This window comes from Pseudomonas sp. B20 (assembly GCF_020515755.1).
Lineage (GTDB): Bacteria > Pseudomonadota > Gammaproteobacteria > Pseudomonadales > Pseudomonadaceae > Aquipseudomonas > Aquipseudomonas syringae.
This window is the reverse complement of the sequence record NZ_JAHPJG010000005.1, coordinates 284537-302805: the sequence shown is the minus strand read 5'-3', so window position 1 is coordinate 302805 and position 18269 is coordinate 284537. Positions and strand designations below refer to the sequence as shown.

Here is an 18269-nt window from a genome sequence, read left to right as displayed (position 1 = left end):
TAAGCCGAGCACCATGTCGCTCTTCAAACGCATCCTGTCCAGGCGCTCGGCGGCCATGCTCTCCCCGCAGGCAATCACGCACCGATCAATACGCTTCACCTTCGATGACAGCATCCCGCGCTACTGGCATGGCGGCCGCACGCATACCACGCGTTTTTTCGATTGTCTGTCGTTCATGTTTCCCCAAGGGGAAAGAATCTTCATCGAGAGTGTGGTGCACTTTCGCCACCAGCTCGACGAAGGCAGCGCTCTGGATAAGGCCGTCGACGATTTCGTCTATCAGGAGGCGTCGCACATCCGCGAGCACCGTGCCTATAACCTGCTTCTGGGCGCACAAGGCGCGCCGGTCGAAAAACTGGAACGCATGCTGTTGCGGCGCAGAAAGGAAAGCGAGCGATTACCGGCAAGCTTTCGTCTGGCACTGACGGCCAGCCTTGAACACATAACCGCAATACTGTCCGAGCAGATTCTGCGAAACCCGGCCTACATGGCGGGCGCCGACCCGACGATGGCCCGTCTGTGGCGCTGGCACGCAATGGAGGAAATCGAGCACAAGGCTGTGGCCTATGACGTGCTGTGCAAAGTAGAACGCAACCCGCTAAGGCGTTACCTGCTTCGTTGGGTGGCGATGACGAGCCTTTCGGTGTATTTCACTTTCGACCTTACTTACTTCACCTATCACCTCGTCCGCGGGGACCGGCAACACCGCAACTGGCGCGAATGGCTGCGCCTGCAATGGTGGTTGTTCGTCAATCCCGGCCTGCTGTCGCGCATCGTGCCTGCCGGGCTGTTCTGGTTCGCTCCGGGCTTCCATCCTGACCGAATCGACACACGCGAGCTGCTCGACAACGCTCGCCAGGCACTTGATGAACAGCGCTGAACGCAGCTTTCGGGGCTGGCTCGCATGAAGACCATCTGGACACCCGATGGCTTCGAGGAGTGGCAAAGGCATTTCCCGGCTACCGCTTTCGTACGTAACCCTGCGGAGCTGGACTGGACCGATCTGTTCCTGCAGCGCTGGCAGGTGCCCTTGCCCAGCCTGCCAAAGAACACCCTGGTCGTGCTGGTTGCAGGTCTTTACTCGGAATTCATCCTCTACTGCAATCGCGCCGGTGCCCGGTCCCTCACCTCTGCGGGCCACGATGTCCTGCGCATGCCGGTGCGCTCCTCACGCGGTGTGATCGCGCAAGGCAGGCACATCGCGACCCTGCTCGGCAGCCGACTCAAGCCAGGGCAGCGCTTTGTGGTGCTGGCTCATAGCAAGGGTGGTCTGGATACGCTGGCAGCGTTGTCACAGAACAAGGACCTGCTCGACGCGTGTGACGGCATAGCACTGGTGCAGCCGCCCGCTGGACCCTCGCCGATCATCGATGAGCTGCTGGGCCACGGCGCCGCTAGCGCTGGCCGAGGTTATCGAATGGACAGGTTCCGTCAGGCGATGATTAACAGCGCACCACTGGCTGCGGGCACCCGGGACATCAGCAGCAACCGCGACCCACAGGTTGCCAAAATGCTCTCCGCCCTGCCCGCCACCCTGCACTGTCTGCATGTCGTCAGTTGGTCGGCCGCGCGGCGCTCACACTTCGATACTCACCATCAGCGCCTGAATGCGTTGCGTCCCGGGCATGCGCATGACGGTCAGTTCTACATGGAACACCTGGCATTGCCAGGCGTCCCGCAGATCTGTCTGCCGGATCTGGATCACGGTCAGCCGATACTGGGCGGCACCGGCTTCGACCCGAAGAGATTCTGGCGGACATTGCTCGACGTGCTACACCAGACACGTACGCCAGAACGCTCTACACCAGATAGATTTCGAAGCCTGGGATACTCGCCGCACAAGCCTCGGTAAACTCGGCTGCGTGGCTGCCGCAGCGTGCCGTGTAAAGGTCCATCGGCAAGGAAAAGGCGTGATAACGATGCATTGCCTTCCACAGCGGGTCCTGGTCGTAAAGGCATAACTGCATCAGCGAATAGTCTTTGCGCACCTGCTTCCAGGCAACATCCAGCAGCGCGCAAAACACCTCGGGGTCACGATGGCGAACCTGCAGGTGGGTCAGGTAGATATCCCGCAGTGCCTGGCCAGGCGCTGCGATACCTGGTCGGCCTGCCAGAGGTGCGAGCGCATTGTAGCCAAGGCGCAGTAACTGCTGCGTCAGGGGCATCTGTTCGACGACGATGCGTTTTATCTTCCCGGCGTCCCAGGGCGCGACGCAGCCCAGCAGGTTGTCGCGGTCATCGACAGCCAGCAGAAACGAGTCAATACCGAAATCCGGCCACTGGCTGAGCCTGCGCTCAAACTCCGCCTCGCTGAACACACAGCCAAACGATTGCCGGGATGACTCGCTGTCGAGAAACGCCCTCAGCGCATCCAGATAACGAGGGGCTGCGCGGACGACCCTCACCTCGCCGCTAGTGCGGGGAACGCTACTCAAACCACGCTGACCGTAGACTGAGACATTACTGTAGCCACGCCAGTGTGCGAGTTTCAGCGGGTTTGCTCGTCGTCGCCCCAGCAGCGACTGGGTCGCCAGAGCGTTATTGCGGATGATGCAGCAATAGGCATGCTGTGCGCCTGTTTCACGGGACAGATCCGCGAGCCGCGTCTGTACCTCGGCCATCCATGACCGGGACAGCCTGCGATCGGGCGTCAGTCGTAGGTCGCCCAGATAGGCGACAGGCTCGACACCACCGTGCAGGTAGCCATCACGCACCACCAGACTGGCCGAGCCGCGCAGCTCGCCCTCCGGGCCTTCGGCGATCCAGGTGCGCTGATCGTCGGCATGGCAGCGGTGCAGGGCGAAGTAGTCCGGGCTACGATCAAAACGTAGCGGCATGCTCCCGCGCATCGTGTGTCGCCGTTGAAAGTCGAGAAGACGCGAATTGTCCGCCGTACCGGCCTGACGAATCAGCACGCCGAGTACTGCTCGGTCATAAACAGCCGTCGAGCCAGCGGTCGCAGGTTTTGGGGGGCAAGGCGACACAGGCAAACCAGTTCGTCACCCTCGGCGTAACGCGGGTTCTTTTGCAGAAAGTACTCGACTTCCGGCAGCTTTGCGTGATTTTCCGAGATCAGTGCAAGCTCCGCGCTGAGGCGGCCCTGCGGCGTCTTGAATGACAGCACGCCGGTGGCCGGGTCGTAGGCATCGCCAAAACGCGTATAGGCAAGGTGATCCATCAAGGCCTGGACACGAGGCGCTGTCGAATGACCCGCACGCGGTGCGTAATCCAGTACCATTGCCCGCAGATAGCGATAGGTTCGATGCCCCTTGCAGATCAGAAACCAGTAAAGGGGAACATCGGGAGCCTGACGCCACAGGTCGCCCACCAGTCGAGACCAGGCGAAGGCGAGTTGCTGGCTGCCCCAGTGTTCAGGGGTGATGATAGTGTCACCGGAAAAAATGAATTTGCAGGGCTGATTATCCCAGCTCATTTCAAACAGTTTCAGCGTTGTGAAGCCCATGATCGTGTCATGGGTGTCGCGCAGAACGACACAATGCGTCTTGTCGTCAAGGTCCTGCTCGAATCGAGCCCGACAGGTATCCTGATAGCAGGCAGAATAAATCTCGAACATCCGATCGATATCGACTGATCGTAAATCGGGGCGCCCAACGGCGGTCGCGCACAAACTCATGGAGGCCTTCGATGTATGGAAACACAATGACCGGATTCTGAATTGCCGGGCCGCAGAGGGCAATCAGTCTCTCGGCACAATGTCCCGATTCTTCTGCAATCATCGCTGCGCACAGTCTGGCCCGTCCGGGCGTTCGCTTGTGCACGTAACGAATGAACCAGGCTTCGCACCCATGCATCCTTATCAATGCGCCACGTCCAGTACTGATCGTCCCGTCACGTGGCTGTTGGCCTACCTGCTGGTCACCGGCCTGCTGTACTTTCTGGTGACACACGTTCCAATGGGCCCAGCAAGGCTCGTCGAGCCAGGTATCGTCGACGCTCATATGCCCTTGCTGCCGTTCACACTGCCGCTGTATCTCAGCTATACGCTGGTGATGCCGGTGCTCGTTTACATGGGGCGTCAGTCCTCTTGGCTGCTGCCGGTATTTTTCGCCGGCGCCCTGGCCGCCGGGCTGTGCCTGGTCAGCCACCTGTTCTGGCCGACCATGATCCTGCGTCCTGAAAGCGGTTCCGCGTGGCTCGACTGGCTGTACCGGCTCGATGCGCCACTGGCGGCATCACCCAGCGGGCATGTGGCGTTACCCGTTGCAATCAGCGTCGTCATGGGCGGTTTGCGGCTGAGATCGGCCTGGGTATTTGCCCTCTGGAGCGCCGTGCTCATGCTGACGGTGATGACCACCGGGCAGCATGTCTTCACCGACATGGCCTGTGGCGTGTTCATCGGCCTGGCCTGCGGCCTGACGACCTTGGTACTCAGGCGCTGTGCGGTAGACATGCGCACCTTATCGGCTCTGCTACTCGAATGGCTGTGCATACTGGTCACGATTCGTGTCGCGATTTACCTCGCAGACTGGCGCTTTTATCTGCTGGCCGTGCTCATCGTGGCAGCAAGGCAGCACGCGTTGTTCGTGCTGTATCACGATGCAACCCATTACCACCTGACTCGACAGCGCAGTACTAACGACTTCCTGATCAACCTGGCGATCGGTGTTCCGGGCCTGGTGCCGATCGAATTCTACCGGCCCCTGCACTTGGACCATCACCAGCACGCGGGTACCGAACAGGACCCGGAACGACGCTTCCTCTATTACCGCCAGCCCTGGCAGTTCCGACCGTTAACCGCGAAGTTGCTGGCCAGGCAACTGCTGGGAGACTTGCTGCTGATCAACACGCTGCGCAACATTGCCGCCTACAAGGCCGCAGGAGGCGCGCCGCCAGCGCTCACCCGCCCGCTGATTTCGGCAGCGCTGGTATGGCTGATGATTGTCGCCGCGCTTATCTGGCAATGCTCGGCGCAAACGTTCGGGTTGGTGGCGATGCTGTGGTTCCTGCCCCTGATTACGGTCGGCACCCTGCTGCAGAAAATTCGCAGCATGGCCGAGCACAGCGGCGGCCCCGGCGTCACGCCTGGCTGGGAAGAGTGGACCTACGCCTGGCGCGTCGGCTGGCTGGGACGATTTTTCATCTGGCCTTACCATATCAACCTGCACTTACAGCATCACCGAACCGCCAGCATACCGTGGCATGCCCTGCCCTCTGCAGTTCGCGCCGAGGAGCAGCTCATGGCATCACGCTCGCTTGCCTCGCTGATGTGGTCGAGGCTCAAGCAGAACTACTGATACCTACACACTCTGCCTCAGAATAGTCATTCGCCATTATTGGCCGCGCGGTGATCAAGGAACTTTGCCCTGTTGCTGGAAGCATTGCGTTACCGGTGATGGATCAAACGACCGAAACGCGCAGCTATCCAGCAACCGCTCACTGCGCTTGCGCACGCAATCTGGCGGGCTCGTTCTTCTCGGCGTAGTGACGCGCGCGGCGCAAAACATGCTGGGTGGCTCTGCGCGCCTCCTCCTTGTTGAGTTCGACATGCGCTTCCAGCAATTGCTGGGCGTGTTGCGGCCGACGTTGCAGGAGGGCCTTCAGAATGCTGCCATGCTCTTCGTACGTTGCATCGACTCTGGAGGCGCTGAATTCAAGACGCCGGATGGTCCGGGTCTTCTCGGTGATCTCGTAATGCAACCTGGCCACTTCCCGATTACCCACCGCCTCGACCAACGCGCAATGAAAGCGTTCGCCCAGCCCGGCGAGGATATCGGTGTCTCTCAAACGCTCGCTTTTCGGCACCAGCCAGGTGCGTACGAGTTCGTCGATCAGCGGCTCGACACTCAGGTCCATCAACCCCAGCCTGGCGAGCGCCGTCAGCTCGAGCACCACCCGCACGTCATACAGTTCCTCGAAGTGACGAGGGTCAAAGGGCCGCACCTGCCAGCCGCTTCGGTAATAAACCTCCACATAGCCTTCCTGCTCCAGCCGGAACAATGCCTGCCTGACCGGTGTACGGCTGGCTTGAACACGCTCGGCCACTTCACCTTCAGTAAATCGTTCGCCGGGTAATAGACGAAACTCGGAAATATCTTCTTTGAGCAGGGCGTAAATCCGCTCGGACATGGTTTCCGAGCGCTCTTTCAATTTTTTGGCGCATGCTGTCTGCATTGATGATTCGTCCTTGTAATCCAGTTACTTAACCTTGGCGCAGATGATCTGCGGTATTGCCGGACATCCACCAGCGTGGGAAATCTGCAATCCCTTCAATCACCGCGTCCACGTTTTGCCGATGGGCCTCGAATAGCTTCGGGTCATATTTTCCGGTACGCACCAACAGGCTGCTGGCACCGACGGCTTTCGCCCCTGCGCAGTCAGTCAGAACGTCGTCGCCCACCACCAGAGTGCGGCTGGCGCTGGTATCGAGTTTGCGCAGGGCAGCCTCGAAAAACATCGGTGACGGTTTGCCCATGACCAAGGCCTGTACCTGTGCTGCGGCCTCAAGCCCGACGATGAAGGCGCCGCAATCGAGGCGCTCCCCGTCACGATCGAACCAGAACAGGTTTTTTTGCAGCGCAATGAGACGAGCACCGCCTCGCAACATACGGAAACAGCGATTCAGCGTGGCGTAGTCGAAGGCTTCGCCGATATCGCTGATGACCACTACGTCCGGGTTCGTATCGTCTGTAACGATGCCGCTGAACGCCGGCCGTATCGAATCGGGGACCAGCAGATGGCACTTGAGGTGCGGATGTTGCTGCAGATAGCCCAGACACGCCGTGGTGGCGGTCTGGATTTCGTCGGGGACGACCTCGATTCCGGCATGGCAAAGCTCCTCTGCCAGCGCCTCCGGCATCTTCGCCGTGGTGTTGGTCAGCAATTGCAGCCTTAACCCCTGCGAGCGCGCGAAGCTCAATGCATCGGCTGCGCCCGGCAGAGGCTGTCCCTTGAGCATGAGTGTGCCGTCAATATCGAAAAGCAGGCTGTCGAAGCGCATGGATAAGCTCCCTGTGGCTGAAAGTATCGAGTCAGGTGTCAGATTGTGGCTGTGAGCCACTGGCGAATCGCAGGCAATGTCATTTCAGCGTCGGCAGGCCGTGGCAACGGCGTGCTGCTGGCGTCCAGCAACACGCCACGCAACCACGGGTCATTGGCGCATACCGTGTGATCGCCACCTTTTCGGCTGAGGCGAACGGCGTGTTCTGAACGAGCGGCCAGCAGTCGCGTGCCTCGCGGGGCCTGCCAGTAGCAGCAGCCCGTCCAGCCTTCAGCAAAGACCTGCCCGCCGGCGCACTCGAACATCGTCCACTCATCTCGAAACGGCTGTGCGAGGCTTTTGCGCCAGGCGTCGGTCACTGAGCCAGGGTCGTGTCCGGACAGCGCCAGTCGCCCGGTGTTGAACAGCACCAGACCGTTGTCGGCCGGATGAAAGAGCGCCGCGCTTTTGTGCATATCCGGCACGCCTGATGCGTCATAGACCAGCCAGCCCTGCTGCTCGAAAAAACTGTTGGGGTAAAGATCGTGATGGACAGGTGCCATGCCGTGATCCGAGTGAGCGACGCAGCGTATCTCGCCACCCGCGGCGTCGACGCAGCGCAGGATCAGCTCATCGACCCACCCCGATATCTCGTCGAACAGGCGTTGTCCAACCGCTTGCATCAATTCGCTGGCCCAGTCTGGCGCGAGGTACTTGAGCAGATGATGTGACAGCAGATCCACCACCGGGTAATAACCGATGACACGCTGTGCATCACCGGCCCTGACTGCGCCGACAATGTCGTCGCAAAAGCTTTCATGCATCTCGCGCATCAGTTCCAGCAGCAGCCATTCCGCAGCGCCCTGCCCGCCCTCATCCAGCCGCTTGCCCAGCTGTCCGGTGCGGTACAGCACCGTCAGGTCATTGGCCACGTAAGCCTTGCCGGTGTCGCCCTGCAGATCAAGCGCCTGGACCTCCCGGTAACCGAAACTGATCACACAAACACGGTTTTCGATGTGCACCGCGCGCAGTGCAATCGCCTTGCACACATTGCCAGGGGCCTGCCGCGACAACGGCACGTGCACCGTTCTGCCCAGCGGCAATCGGCATGCAGCACGGCCATGGTCCTCTGGCCAGTCCAGCACCGCACCGTCCTGTTGAAGACTGACCCTGGCAAGCACATCCAGGGCCTCGATACGCAGGCAGCCACCGTTTTCGATGACCTCGGGACGCAGCGAAAAACCCTGATAGACGCAGCTTTGCCCAAGCAATGCGTCACCCAGCCTGTCGGGCTGCACAAAGGGCACGGCACACAGGCGGAAAGTGATGCCCTGGCGCGCCCATTCATCCCAGACCATATCGATGTGGCGCGGCCAGACCTCAAATGCATCCGTCACCGCCAGGCAGTCCTGCGGCGTTGGCGCAGGCACGAGATAGCCCGTCAAACCGTGCTCGCTGACCGGTGCGCCGCTGAAGATCGACAACAGCGAGGGCGGGGTCTGGCAATTGGGCGACAGTGGCAGCAAGGGGTAACACGGCCACTGCGCCGAGGGCCGTCCAGGCTGTCGTGCCCGGTAACGCTTGACCAGCTCCCACGACAACCCGTCGATCAACAGCCATACCAACGGATCAGCGCCCTTCATGAAGCGATCCGGCGTTGAGAGTCGTCCAACGCCCAGCGGGCCACCACGGCAACACGCTGCTTCAACTGCTCTATAGAACCGCTGTTGGGCAGTACATAATCCGCTTCGATCCGGCGCATCTGCAGATCCAGTGCGCTGTTTTCCACCACACTGATGTCGCCTCGCTGCCCCAGACGCGTTTGTCTCACGGATGAATCGGCAAGCACCTTGATCACCTGAAAGCCTTGCGCCTGAAGGTACGGCCAGTCGACCGTGTCGTCGCGCAGATCATCATTGATGACCACCTGCGCGCAGCACCGGGCCAATCGTCGGGCGAAGTTCGTGACCAGCGACTGACTGTCCAGATCCCTCAGCTCGCGTGCGATGCACTCCAGCAAACGCTGATTCTGGCTGCCGCTCGCCACTTGCACCCCGGCCTGCGCATAGAACATGCCTTGTAACTCGTACAAGGGCTGGGCGAGCTTGATGACCTCGACCGACAGCCCTGCCGTTTCGAAATACTCACGCAGCAAATCGGCGGTTGTACTCTTCCCGGAACCGCTGGGGGCCACCAGCGCCAGACGCAATTGGGTAGCGTGGTTCATAGGATCTCCTTATCAGGCGCTGATCAGCTCGCGCGCCACGCCCACACGGCTTTGCCACTGTACACCGAGCAGCCCACGGACGATCTGCGGCGGTACGCTGTCGGTCAGCGAACCGGCATCCAGCAAGCCGTGCCAGGTCGAGGTAACGAAACGATGCGGCCACTCGAAGAGCGTGGGTGAGTGAATCTGTTCCAGAATCGCATCGCGGCCCATTGCATCGACCCGCAATTTGCCCCGCGCCGCCACGTTGGGCAGGATGACGGTCTCCAGCCAGCCACAGCCTTCCGGGCTGGCCTTGAGTGCGGCGCGCATGGCTTCGGGTTTGCACAGGCGTTTTTCGGTATGCGCGATCGACAGATCATCGGCCACCGCTGCCAGATCGAGTCGCTTTGCCAGTTCTGGATGTGTACGTAATGTGCCGACACCGACATGCGGATAATCCGGCCAGCCGCGGGCACGAATCCGACCGTCGACGCTGTCCAGCAACAGCTTGTCCCCGGAAAAGTACAGGTACTCATCGGACAGCACCAGATCGAGCATGGTGGTGGTCTTGCCTGCCCCTTTTGCACCGCCGATGGCAACGATTCCGCCGTCCGGTGCGACCACCGCCGAGGCATGCATGATCACACTGCCTTTGGCCTGCTCGACCAGCAGCCCGTAATAACGCACTAGCTCGATCAAGTGGATGAAGGCATTTTCGTCGCCATGAAAATCAACCGTGTGACGCGCCCGATCAATCCGGTAACCGACCCGCGTATCGGCATCCCAAGCGTAGTCCAGCCCTGTCTCCGGGTCATGGCCACGCAACACCCGCAGGGTAAAGCCGGGGGCGTAGGTTTCGCGGATGATGTCAGGCGTCACGCAGAGGCTCATCCACTCGGCGTTGAACGCCGCGCTGTCGTGCAGCCGAACCCTCAGGTCGACGATGGTCTGGCCGTCGTCGTCCACTTCGGCAAAGTAAGGCGCAAGGAATACCCGCAGCCGCTGGGCCAGTGCCGAGCCGGAGGTCTGATCGTCCAGTTCGAATCGATAGCGTCCATTGCAAAGATAACAACTCATGAGTGCAGGCTCTCCGGGCTGGTGATGAAGGGTGATGGCGAATGCAGAAAGGCAAAACGATCAGTCAGGGGCCAGCATTCCTGGCGACGTTCGCTCAGAAATGCCCGCAGATGCTCCATCAGCCTGCGCAGATCGGCATCGATCGACTGATAGTCCAGTGCGCCCCGGCACTTGAGAAAACGTACCTCACCGCGCGTCGTACTCCCCGCCTGCGAATCGAGCGGCATGCAGGTCTCGAAGGTGATCGCGAAGAGGTTGCCGCTGTCCACGGATTCACACGGGGCACTGAACGCATAACGTCGGTACTCACCAAGTGCCTGCAACGTGCTGTCAATGTTCATGGCCATGGCCTCCAGCGTCGGAGAGCCCAGCGACAGGTGCCTTACGGTGCCCGACAGGTTGCCCGGCGCGCTGCGAAACAGCTGCACGATGGGTTCATTGACCGCCAGCTTGCGTTTGCGACTGCAGTGCTCGACCCATACATAACCACCGTCTTCCGCCCTGGCGGCGGTTACCTGATGGTCCCAGACCTGAAATTCGTCACCGCACTGGCTGGTGAACGGCGCCATTGCCGGGCTGAAACTGGCGTCGAACCAGGCCTCGCCGAGCATTCGCGCATGGCAATCAGGTGCCATCTCGATGGACTCGACATAGGTCTGTTCGCTGGTGGCGTAGCGACATTCCCAATTGTTGATCGCCAGATGGTTGCGCTCGAACGCATTGCGCAGCGCGATCAACAGGTTTTGCGGGACGGCAGGCTGCTCGATTTCGAGGGGCGGCTGTACGAACAGCGAACGATGCACATCAATGCGATTGAGCAAATGGCTGATGTACACCCGGTCCGCCTGCAAGCGGATAATCGCCAGCGGGATGGCGGCACCGGACAGGTTTTGGCAGCTTTCATCGCCCAGCGCGCCGTGCGAATCCTCATCAAGGAACATCGCCCCGTCGGCATCCCAACGTGCCAGTACCCGGTGGCGGCCTCGCAGGTCAGCGACGGCGGTCAGCTCACCCAGCAACGCCGTGTCCGCGGCAATGGCATACAACCTGTGGTCATCGCTGCCGAACGGCTCCTGATGACGGATTTTCCAGCTACCGAACACAATAGCCGTCTGCGTGGTCGTGGATTGCGACATGCTCATCTCCCCGGCAAAGTGAATTCAGAGCCGACTCGCCTCACGGGCAAAGTCGAGTTTCGAATAGAGATCCTGCTGAAACGGCGGGTGCCGCTCCGCCAGAAAGTCGCGCATTACGTTGGATACGGTTTCAAAGTCTTCCTCCACCTCGCGCAGCGTGTGCAGGGTCCTGCTGCGGCAATATTCGACTTCGACCTGGGCGAACTCCGCACTCCCGTCGACCATGCGGCAGACATCGAAGTACGCCCCGAAACCATTACCGGTCCTCAGCGATTCGAAATTGATGTCGATCCGGGTGCGCCTGAACGGCTTGAGCCGACGCAGGTTCGCCGAGGTCATCGAGCGGGCGTGAGTTTCGATATCGGCAAACGCCACCGGCTGATCGGTGTTGAAGTCTTCGCGGCGCAATTCCGCGTTCTCGAGAAACCATTTGCGCTTGACCGCCATCAGCCCGTCGGCCTGGGGAATGAACGAGATGTAACCGGTTTCGACGGGGTCGCCCGTCACTTCGAAGATATGCGATTCATAGTCGTAGGTTTGAAAGTCACGGTCGATTTCCAGTACCAGGTCCTTGAAAGCGCCCTCTCCGAACGCCTTGTGCATCGCGGTGGACAACTGCCACATGTCAGGTATCTGAAACGAGGTGAATTTACGTTCCAGCTCCATTTCCGGACGCCAGCGCACGTACCAGCAGTCATCACTCAGCATCGGTTGCGAAACAGCCACACGCGCAGCAGCGGATCGGGCCAAACGTTGCCAGGCCCTCCAGGAAGCACGCTCGACCGGTTCGACATCCATCAAGTGCAGGAACAAGGCTCCGGCTTCGCCCTCGTGAACGTAGTGATAAACGCTGCATTTATCGAGGTGATGCGTCACCGCCAGGGTGGCCATCAAGGCCTGATCGGACGGTCGACGATTGAGCGTCGGATCCAGCATATGCATGCGCGAACGGCTGTCCTGGGTACGCTTGCGCTGCCCGGCATTGAACACCTGAAAGTCGAAGTCTTTCATGGGCATCGGCACATGAGTGTGATGGGCATTGGAAAGCCACTGCGCATGCAACGTACCGCTGGGGATGAACAGGCCGTTGTCCGAGTGACGGGCTCGCGCAGCCTCTGTGTCGACAATGGCGACCAGCGCACAATCGAGGCTGCCGTTGAGGGTGTGCGGATCGAAAAACAACAGTGAAATATCCGTAGTCATTGTAGCTCCCGTACTTCGTTGACCGCGTGAGGCAGCGCCTTGGGGCTCTGGCTGAAAGTGATCCGTTGTCCGGCAAGCCCCTGCTGATAAAGCGCTTCGGACTCCACGGCAGGAATGCCGTGTTCCCGCAACAGAATCGAAAGATGGCAAAGCATGGACGCCTGCTCGAAGACAAAACCGCGCGCGAACGGCAGCAATGCCGCCAGCGCCGCATAAGGGCGCGGCGAGACCACAATCGCCTGTCCGTCGTGAACACGCAGTTGCCGCTCAAGCTCTTCCAGTTCGGCACCCAGCGAGCTGGACGAAGGGATCGAATTGATTGAAACAGTGGCCGAGATACTCAGTTCTTCCAGCTGTCGCCCCGCCGTGACCAGCACCACCGGCCCGTCGGCATAACCTGGCGAAATCAGGCGGATTTCCGTTGCGTCCTGCACCTGCACGAACGTCGACAACGGCGAAAAATCGATCAGATGCAACTGCTGCCCTGCCCTTACCCATTCCAGTTGCACCGAGCCCAGCAGCGCGCCAGCTGCATGGGTGATGCTGTGCAGCTGCTGCGCATCGGCGGGCCCACTCGGGTCGTTCGTCGCCAGGCGCGCGCGTTGAGTGCCGGCAATGCCACGATTGATCGCCAGCAAACCTTCCGATGACCACTCACAGGTCGTCGAGCCGTCATCGCACGCCTGGGTAATAAGCCCGGTTTCACCCTGCAGAAACTCGCGCAGCACGAAACACACCACCCGCTCATCGCTGAGTTCAAGCAGCCGTTCACGCACTGCGCCACGTTCGAGGATCTGCTGGCGCACCTGATCGGAGAAATCCAGTACCACTTGATCGGTCTTGAGCCTGTCCAGCAGTGCCTGGCTCATGGCCGGTTCGAGCAGCCCCTGGCGATTGGCCTTTATCAGCAATGCCTGGCCTGCCGAGACGCCGTGGGTTTTTGCGAACAAGGCCAGCGGACGGCGCTTGCTTCGAAAGTACTGCGCAAAGGCAGGCAATGGACGGAAATCCGTCAGTGCGTCGTCACTGGCAAGGTAGAGTTCAGTCCACTCCAGCATCGGTTCCAGGCTGCGCGCCTCGCGCAGGCTGGTGACGGGTCTTGCCTGAAGCAGCCAGAGTTGCCCCTCATCCACTGCCCATTCGATGTCGGCAGGCATGCCCAACGCCGCAGATGCCCTGGAGGCCAGCGCGGCCACCTCCAGCAGCAATGCCGCGTGCGGTTCCAGCGCAGGGTCGCAGTCCAGCAATCGCTGGTCACCGATCCGCGCCGACATGCCCCTCTCCACACCGGACACCATCGCTTCACCCAGCGAGGCGACCGTTTCAATCAGCGTCACGGCCTCACCGGTCAGCGGATCGTGGCTGAACGCGACGCCTGCGAAGCGAGCCTTGACCATGCGCTGCATGATCACCGTCATTTCGACCGGTGTTTCCAGCATCGACGCTCGCAAGCGTTCCAGGATGGCCTGACGGGAAACCCCGGAGCGCCATACATCCAGAATCGCCGCCTTGAGCGCCGGAAACCCGTTGACCGACAGATGCGTGCTGAAGATTCCGGCGAAACTGTGCTGGTTGCCATCCTCGATATTCGCCGAAGAGCGCACGGCAAGTTCGCTGTCGGCATCAAAGCCTGCCTGCCCGAGCAATGTCTGAAGATGGCTGTCGGCAGCGTCACTCCATTCGAACTCGGCCAGCCGGGCGATTCTGTCCATGTGCTCGTCAAGGAAGGCACCAGCGGTGATGCGCACGGTTTTCAGCGTGTCCTCAATGGCCTGTTTGCGGCTTGCAAAGTCCTGCCATAACACGCGGTAATCGGCATCTTGCAGAGCGCTCAGGGCGGGCACCGGCAGATCACCGGCAAGGTGTTTCAAGGTCGAGTATTTACTGGACACGACGGCCTCCTGCTATCAGTGGAATATCGGTGGCCATTCGACCGGGCCTGGCCGCCAGCGCATCGGGCGCGGCATCGAGCTCTTCCTGGGCTGCAGCAGCGGGGAATGGCGCAAGGTTGGGCACCAGCGGCTGCGGACGCGGCGTCTTCTCGAAATCCATGAAAATCCGTGACGCGAAGGCCTCGGTCGCGCCCTGGTATTTTCCGGAATACAGCTCGATATCGCCCTTGACGTTCCAGAACATCATTTGACCGATGTTCATGCCGGGGTAAACCCGTATGCGGTTGAGCGCATACAGCTGCAAGGTCCAGCGCCCGACGAAGCCGATGTCGCCCAGCGGCGCCGACAGGTTAATGAACATGCCCAGCCTGGCGATCGAAGAACGAGCCGCATACGTCGGTACGAAATGGGTGCTGCCCATGGTTTCTATGGTCGAGGCCAGATACAGCTTCATGGGCTGCAATTCAAAGCCTTCCGGACCGATTTCGATGGTTCGCGTCGACGCCTCGGCGCGCACATCGATCACATCGTCTTCGTAGACCTTCATCTGGTCATGCAAGCGGAAGTTGTAGCTGTTGGGATTGACGTTCTCATGGGAAAACGGACTGATGACGATTTCACCCGAACGCACGCGATTTTCGATTTCACTACCGGTCAATATCATGGTCAATCCAGAATGATTTTCGAGGGCACGGTGCTCTTGGAGCCCAAGTAGCGTCCCGCGTAGCAGGTGGTCATGCCGAAGTTCGCCCAGAAGCAGACCTTGGCCACTTTGGTGCCGGCATAGACCCGCACCGGTTGAGTCACAACGATTTCCAGCGTCCAGCTGATGGCCGCCCCGGTATGACCGAGCGGCGCACTGGTCTGGATGAAAACGCCACAGGATGCCGTGGACACATTGGCGTAAAGCTCGCTGGCAAAATCGATACCGCCGATCTGCTCGGCAGTGGCGCCCAGGTAAAAACGGTTGGGGTACAACACGAAGCCTTCGGGCGGAATATGGTGCTCGACCACCTCCAGCTCACCGTGAGGATCGATGCGGTCGCTGCGGTACTCCAGAAGCAGATCCGCCAGGTGACAGCCGTACGAATTGACCTCGACATGGGCGGGGTCGAAAGGCTCGATGACGACACTGCCGACCTCGCGCATCTTCACTATTTCAGAACCAGTCAGCATCATGGGTTCAAGCCTCCTGATCCAGAGAGGCCACGGCACGCGCTCGGCCGTTGGCACCATACAATTCGGCGCGCATGCTGCGTTCCCCCAAGAGATAGCCCTGAGTGCAGCAGGCGGCAGCCGAGCCAGGCAGGCGTTGCGCCAGGCGTCGAGACAAGGTGCCCAGGCGATAGCTGGGTATCTGTTGAAAGAGGTGGTGCTCCCAGTGCCGATTGATATTGCACGGCGCGAACAGCCCTCGTTCCAGCCAGCCGGGGCTGACACTGCGTGCATCGCGCTTCACACTCCGGGTCGAAAGCCCTGCGTGCTCCGACAGGCTGCGAATGCGCAGAATCGGCGGCAGAAAGAACACCAGTGGCGCCAGCCAGTAAAGCAGCACGCCCGGCCAGGCCTGCAAAGCCGTGATGAGCAGCGCGGCGCAGACATAAAAGGCCATTGCCTGATAGCGCTCGATGCGGGTCGACGGCACGGGGTGAGTGAACAGTCCGATCACGCTGAAGCTGTCCATCGTGCGTAGCGATTGCAGGGTCGACAGCCCACTGATATCGCGCAGCAGAGCCTGCCAGAACAATCTGGAACTGGCGGGTGCGAAGGCATCGGCATAGTCCGGATCGTCGGGCGTGTTGAGGTGCTTGTGGTGGGCAATGTGGTGAGCCCGGTAGCGTGACGTGCTCAACGTCAGAGGAAACGTCAGGAACACATTGGAGATCAGATCGTTGCGCCGCTTGTCACGGCTGATCAGCAAATGCGCCGCATCGTGCATGAGTACCAGCAGCGCGTGCTGTCGCGTCGCAATGACGACTACTGCGATCAGACACACCAGCGTCGAGTCGCTGACTTCAGCCAGCGTGACTGCGGAGGCGATCACCGCCCACTGCACGCCTATCTGCAATGCCTGCCGCCAGTGGCTGAGTTGCTTGAGATCCGAGGTCAGTGACAGGTTGTCGCGTGCCAACGTGGCGCGCTCGGAGCGTCGGTCGTAAGCGCCACTGTCCATCGTGTCGAGTTCGATTGTGTCTGCCATGTTCCATCTCCCGTTCAATCGTTGAAAGGGCCTGCTAACCGTGCATTGCCGCCGATTTCGCGACAAGCTTGTCCAGGCTGAGCCGCGCGTCGGGCGCATGAGCCAGCCAGTAATCCACCGCTTTGGGTAAAAACACTTCCGCGCCGGGTGCCGGGTTCCGGACATTCAACGGTGGCCTGACCAGATCGCTTTCGGCGTACACGCCATAGATCTGCAACAGGCGCTCGAAATAGCGGAAATCCCGGGTCGAAATACCTTCAGGCCGCCATGCGACCAGCGAGCGCTTGAGGAACGCCCATTGCCGGCTGCGCAGGATCGGTGCCGGGGTCAAGGGCGCAATACCCGCCTGCTGCCGAGCATGGTCGACGCGCGACTCGATGATGCGGATCACCTGCTCATAAGGCAGGCGTGCATCCCCCGCCGAGGCGACGACCTCACGCCCTTCACCACCGGCCACGCAATGACTGACCAGATGGATCAATTCGTCCACCACCCAATCGATAGGCACCAGATCGAACAGCCCCTGGCGATTGCCGACCAGAAAAGGCGGCGCAAAGGTATTGATGAAGCGAATCAACGGGTACAGACCATGAAAACGACTGATTGCACCATCGCTGGTAGCGCCAATGACCAGGCTGCAACTGAACACGGAAATCGGCATCTGCGTGCCGAAGGTCTCACGCAAACCACGCTCTGCGGCTGCCTTGCTTTCCTCGTAACCGTTGCGATAGGTCCAGCCTTCACAACGGGTGAACGCTGTGGACACATAAATGAAATGAGGCTTGCGCACCAGCTTCTGGACAAAGCCGCAGAACAGCTGCGCACCTTCGACATTCAACTCGTGCATCTCGTCGAAGGTCTTGTCCCAGGCCACATCGGCAGCCAGATGGACTGCCGTGGCGCACTCGATAGCGGGCAGCGTGGCGGCCAGCGCATTCAGGGACTCGGCGTCTGTAAGGTCGGCGATCTGGCAGTCGAGCCGCGAGCGGCTGTGCTCAGGCAAATCCTGCAGACAGCGACTGGCCGCCTGCGTGGAACGGCACAAGGCGATCACATGCGACGCCGGATGCTGACTGAGCCAGTCGCGCACGAACCAGGAGCCCAGCGCACCACTGGCCCCGGTGATGATCAGTGTCGAGTGCATATCAGCAACCCCCTGCCGCAACCCGCTGATGACGGCGAGCGAGCAGCTGATTGCGTATCCCGTCCAGCATCTGGATGTTGTTGGCGCGAATCGCCCGTTCACCGATCGGGTGCAGGACTTCGGCCAGTGACGGGATGCCCAGGTCGAAGGTGACGTTCAGGTCCACGTGCAAGCCGTCTTCGCGCTGGATCAGCAACCACTCGCCGTACCAGACCTCAAGGTCGCCATCGGTCTGCTTGAACTCGATGCGCTCGTCCGTCACCAGCCAGTCCTGCTCGGTCCAGGTCAGCTCGCTGCCATTGATCAATACGCGCCACGTACTGGAAACATATTCACTCTGCCGGGGGTGAACGATCACCTCCAGCACATCGCTCATGAAGTCGGGATAGCGAGCGAAGTCCGAGAGAATCGGCCAGACCTCGCCAGGCTCGAAATCACCGAGAAGAACACTGGTTGATACATCAGGCATAG

18 protein-coding genes are annotated in these 18269 nt (G+C 60.4%); 3 read left to right on the top strand and 15 right to left on the bottom strand.

From position 1 onward, the window contains the following. Positions 1 to 13: 13 nt before the first annotated feature. Positions 14 to 880 carry a metal-dependent hydrolase gene (locus LIX91_RS07900; RefSeq protein WP_180301183.1) on the top strand — a complete coding sequence of 289 codons (867 nt, stop codon included), beginning with the start codon at positions 14 to 16 and terminating at the stop codon, positions 878 to 880. A gap of 24 nt (positions 881 to 904) precedes the next feature. Then, on the top strand, positions 905 to 1852 hold the full coding sequence (locus LIX91_RS07895; protein ID WP_100071863.1) for a hypothetical protein: 948 nt from the start codon (positions 905 to 907) through the stop codon (positions 1850 to 1852). Here LIX91_RS07895 and LIX91_RS07890 read toward each other — a convergent pair. Both LIX91_RS07890 and LIX91_RS07885 read right to left on the bottom strand, forming a co-directional pair. After that, positions 1800 to 2915: a hypothetical protein gene (locus LIX91_RS07890; RefSeq protein WP_032702886.1), complete on the bottom strand. Its 1116-nt coding sequence runs from the start codon at positions 2913 to 2915 to the stop codon at positions 1800 to 1802. The two genes, LIX91_RS07895 and LIX91_RS07890, sit on opposite strands and share 53 nt — an antisense overlap. Further along, on the bottom strand, positions 2909 to 3574 hold the full coding sequence (locus LIX91_RS07885; protein ID WP_226488289.1) for a hypothetical protein: 666 nt from the start codon (positions 3572 to 3574) through the stop codon (positions 2909 to 2911). Before LIX91_RS07885 ends, LIX91_RS07890 begins: the two co-directional genes overlap by 7 nt. A gap of 232 nt (positions 3575 to 3806) precedes the next feature. On the opposite strand from LIX91_RS07885, the gene LIX91_RS07880 reads away from it, so the two are divergent. Beyond that, positions 3807 to 5255, top strand: a complete 1449-nt coding sequence (locus LIX91_RS07880) for a fatty acid desaturase (protein ID WP_100071864.1) — start codon at positions 3807 to 3809, stop codon at positions 5253 to 5255. A 139-nt stretch (positions 5256 to 5394) separates the two neighbouring features. Here LIX91_RS07880 and LIX91_RS07875 read toward each other — a convergent pair whose 3' ends face one another. The 13 genes from LIX91_RS07875 to LIX91_RS07815 are packed head-to-tail and all read right to left on the bottom strand — an operon-like array spanning position 5395 to position 18267. Next, the gene (locus LIX91_RS07875; RefSeq protein ID WP_226488288.1) at positions 5395 to 6132 is read right to left on the bottom strand and encodes a GntR family transcriptional regulator; all 738 of its coding nucleotides are present in this window, start codon (positions 6130 to 6132) and stop codon (positions 5395 to 5397) included. Positions 6133 to 6160: 28 nt separating this feature from the next. Then, positions 6161 to 6958, bottom strand: a complete 798-nt coding sequence (locus LIX91_RS07870) for an HAD-IIA family hydrolase (protein WP_226488287.1) — start codon at positions 6956 to 6958, stop codon at positions 6161 to 6163. 38 nt (positions 6959 to 6996) lie between these two features. Then, on the bottom strand, positions 6997 to 8580 hold the full coding sequence (locus LIX91_RS07865; protein WP_226488286.1) for a hypothetical protein: 1584 nt from the start codon (positions 8578 to 8580) through the stop codon (positions 6997 to 6999). Next, positions 8577 to 9164, bottom strand: coding sequence for a dephospho-CoA kinase (locus tag LIX91_RS07860; protein WP_226488285.1), 588 nt, complete (start codon positions 9162 to 9164; stop codon positions 8577 to 8579). The genes LIX91_RS07865 and LIX91_RS07860 overlap by 4 nt, the downstream gene beginning before the upstream one ends. Before the next feature lie 12 nt (positions 9165 to 9176). Then, a complete protein-coding gene (locus LIX91_RS07855) occupies positions 9177 to 10223 on the bottom strand; it encodes a hypothetical protein (RefSeq protein WP_003416619.1) in 1047 nt (348 codons plus the stop codon). After that, complete coding sequence (locus LIX91_RS07850; RefSeq protein WP_226488284.1) at positions 10220 to 11359, bottom strand: hypothetical protein; 1140 nt, start codon at positions 11357 to 11359, stop codon at positions 10220 to 10222. The genes LIX91_RS07855 and LIX91_RS07850 overlap by 4 nt, the downstream gene beginning before the upstream one ends. Before the next feature lie 24 nt (positions 11360 to 11383). Further along, positions 11384 to 12562: a hypothetical protein gene (locus LIX91_RS07845; protein ID WP_103695793.1), complete on the bottom strand. Its 1179-nt coding sequence runs from the start codon at positions 12560 to 12562 to the stop codon at positions 11384 to 11386. Beyond that, positions 12559 to 14454: a PEP/pyruvate-binding domain-containing protein gene (locus tag LIX91_RS07840; RefSeq protein WP_226488283.1), complete on the bottom strand. Its 1896-nt coding sequence runs from the start codon at positions 14452 to 14454 to the stop codon at positions 12559 to 12561. Before LIX91_RS07840 ends, LIX91_RS07845 begins: the two co-directional genes overlap by 4 nt. Beyond that, positions 14444 to 15118, bottom strand: coding sequence for a dCTP deaminase (dcd, locus tag LIX91_RS07835; RefSeq protein ID WP_046270106.1), 675 nt, complete (start codon positions 15116 to 15118; stop codon positions 14444 to 14446). The genes LIX91_RS07840 and dcd overlap by 11 nt, the downstream gene beginning before the upstream one ends. A gap of 2 nt (positions 15119 to 15120) precedes the next feature. Beyond that, positions 15121 to 15633: a dCTP deaminase domain-containing protein gene (locus LIX91_RS07830; protein WP_003410416.1), complete on the bottom strand. Its 513-nt coding sequence runs from the start codon at positions 15631 to 15633 to the stop codon at positions 15121 to 15123. Positions 15634 to 15637: 4 nt separating this feature from the next. Next, on the bottom strand, positions 15638 to 16654 hold the full coding sequence (locus LIX91_RS07825) for a fatty acid desaturase family protein (RefSeq protein ID WP_003416609.1): 1017 nt from the start codon (positions 16652 to 16654) through the stop codon (positions 15638 to 15640). 34 nt (positions 16655 to 16688) lie between these two features. After that, positions 16689 to 17798, bottom strand: coding sequence for an SDR family oxidoreductase (locus LIX91_RS07820; RefSeq protein WP_100071871.1), 1110 nt, complete (start codon positions 17796 to 17798; stop codon positions 16689 to 16691). Between the two features lies 1 nt (position 17799). Further along, a complete protein-coding gene (locus LIX91_RS07815; RefSeq protein WP_003402649.1) occupies positions 17800 to 18267 on the bottom strand; it encodes a type II toxin-antitoxin system RatA family toxin in 468 nt (155 codons plus the stop codon). Positions 18268 to 18269: the final 2 nt, after the last annotated feature.

Bases quoted from the DNA above. Each gene is read 5' to 3' on its own strand.
- LIX91_RS07900 (WP_180301183.1), top strand. From the start codon at position 14: ATGTCGCTCTTCAAACGCATCCTGTCCAGGCGCTCGGCGGCCATGCTC.
- LIX91_RS07895 (WP_100071863.1), top strand. From the start codon at position 905: ATGAAGACCATCTGGACACCCGATGGCTTCGAGGAGTGGCAAAGGCAT.
- LIX91_RS07885 (WP_226488289.1), bottom strand. From the start codon at position 3,574: ATGTTCGAGATTTATTCTGCCTGCTATCAGGATACCTGTCGGGCTCGA.
- LIX91_RS07880 (WP_100071864.1), top strand. From the start codon at position 3,807: ATGCATCCTTATCAATGCGCCACGTCCAGTACTGATCGTCCCGTCACG.
- LIX91_RS07875 (WP_226488288.1), bottom strand. From the start codon at position 6,132: ATGCAGACAGCATGCGCCAAAAAATTGAAAGAGCGCTCGGAAACCATG.
- LIX91_RS07870 (WP_226488287.1), bottom strand. From the start codon at position 6,958: ATGCGCTTCGACAGCCTGCTTTTCGATATTGACGGCACACTCATGCTC.
- LIX91_RS07865 (WP_226488286.1), bottom strand. From the start codon at position 8,580: ATGAAGGGCGCTGATCCGTTGGTATGGCTGTTGATCGACGGGTTGTCG.
- LIX91_RS07860 (WP_226488285.1), bottom strand. From the start codon at position 9,164: ATGAACCACGCTACCCAATTGCGTCTGGCGCTGGTGGCCCCCAGCGGT.
- LIX91_RS07855 (WP_003416619.1), bottom strand. From the start codon at position 10,223: ATGAGTTGTTATCTTTGCAATGGACGCTATCGATTCGAACTGGACGAT.
- LIX91_RS07850 (WP_226488284.1), bottom strand. From the start codon at position 11,359: ATGTCGCAATCCACGACCACGCAGACGGCTATTGTGTTCGGTAGCTGG.
- LIX91_RS07845 (WP_103695793.1), bottom strand. From the start codon at position 12,562: ATGACTACGGATATTTCACTGTTGTTTTTCGATCCGCACACCCTCAAC.
- dcd (WP_046270106.1), bottom strand. From the start codon at position 15,118: ATGATATTGACCGGTAGTGAAATCGAAAATCGCGTGCGTTCGGGTGAA.
- LIX91_RS07830 (WP_003410416.1), bottom strand. From the start codon at position 15,633: ATGATGCTGACTGGTTCTGAAATAGTGAAGATGCGCGAGGTCGGCAGT.
- LIX91_RS07825 (WP_003416609.1), bottom strand. From the start codon at position 16,654: ATGGCAGACACAATCGAACTCGACACGATGGACAGTGGCGCTTACGAC.
- LIX91_RS07820 (WP_100071871.1), bottom strand. From the start codon at position 17,798: ATGCACTCGACACTGATCATCACCGGGGCCAGTGGTGCGCTGGGCTCC.
- LIX91_RS07815 (WP_003402649.1), bottom strand. From the start codon at position 18,267: ATGCCTGATGTATCAACCAGTGTTCTTCTCGGTGATTTCGAGCCTGGC.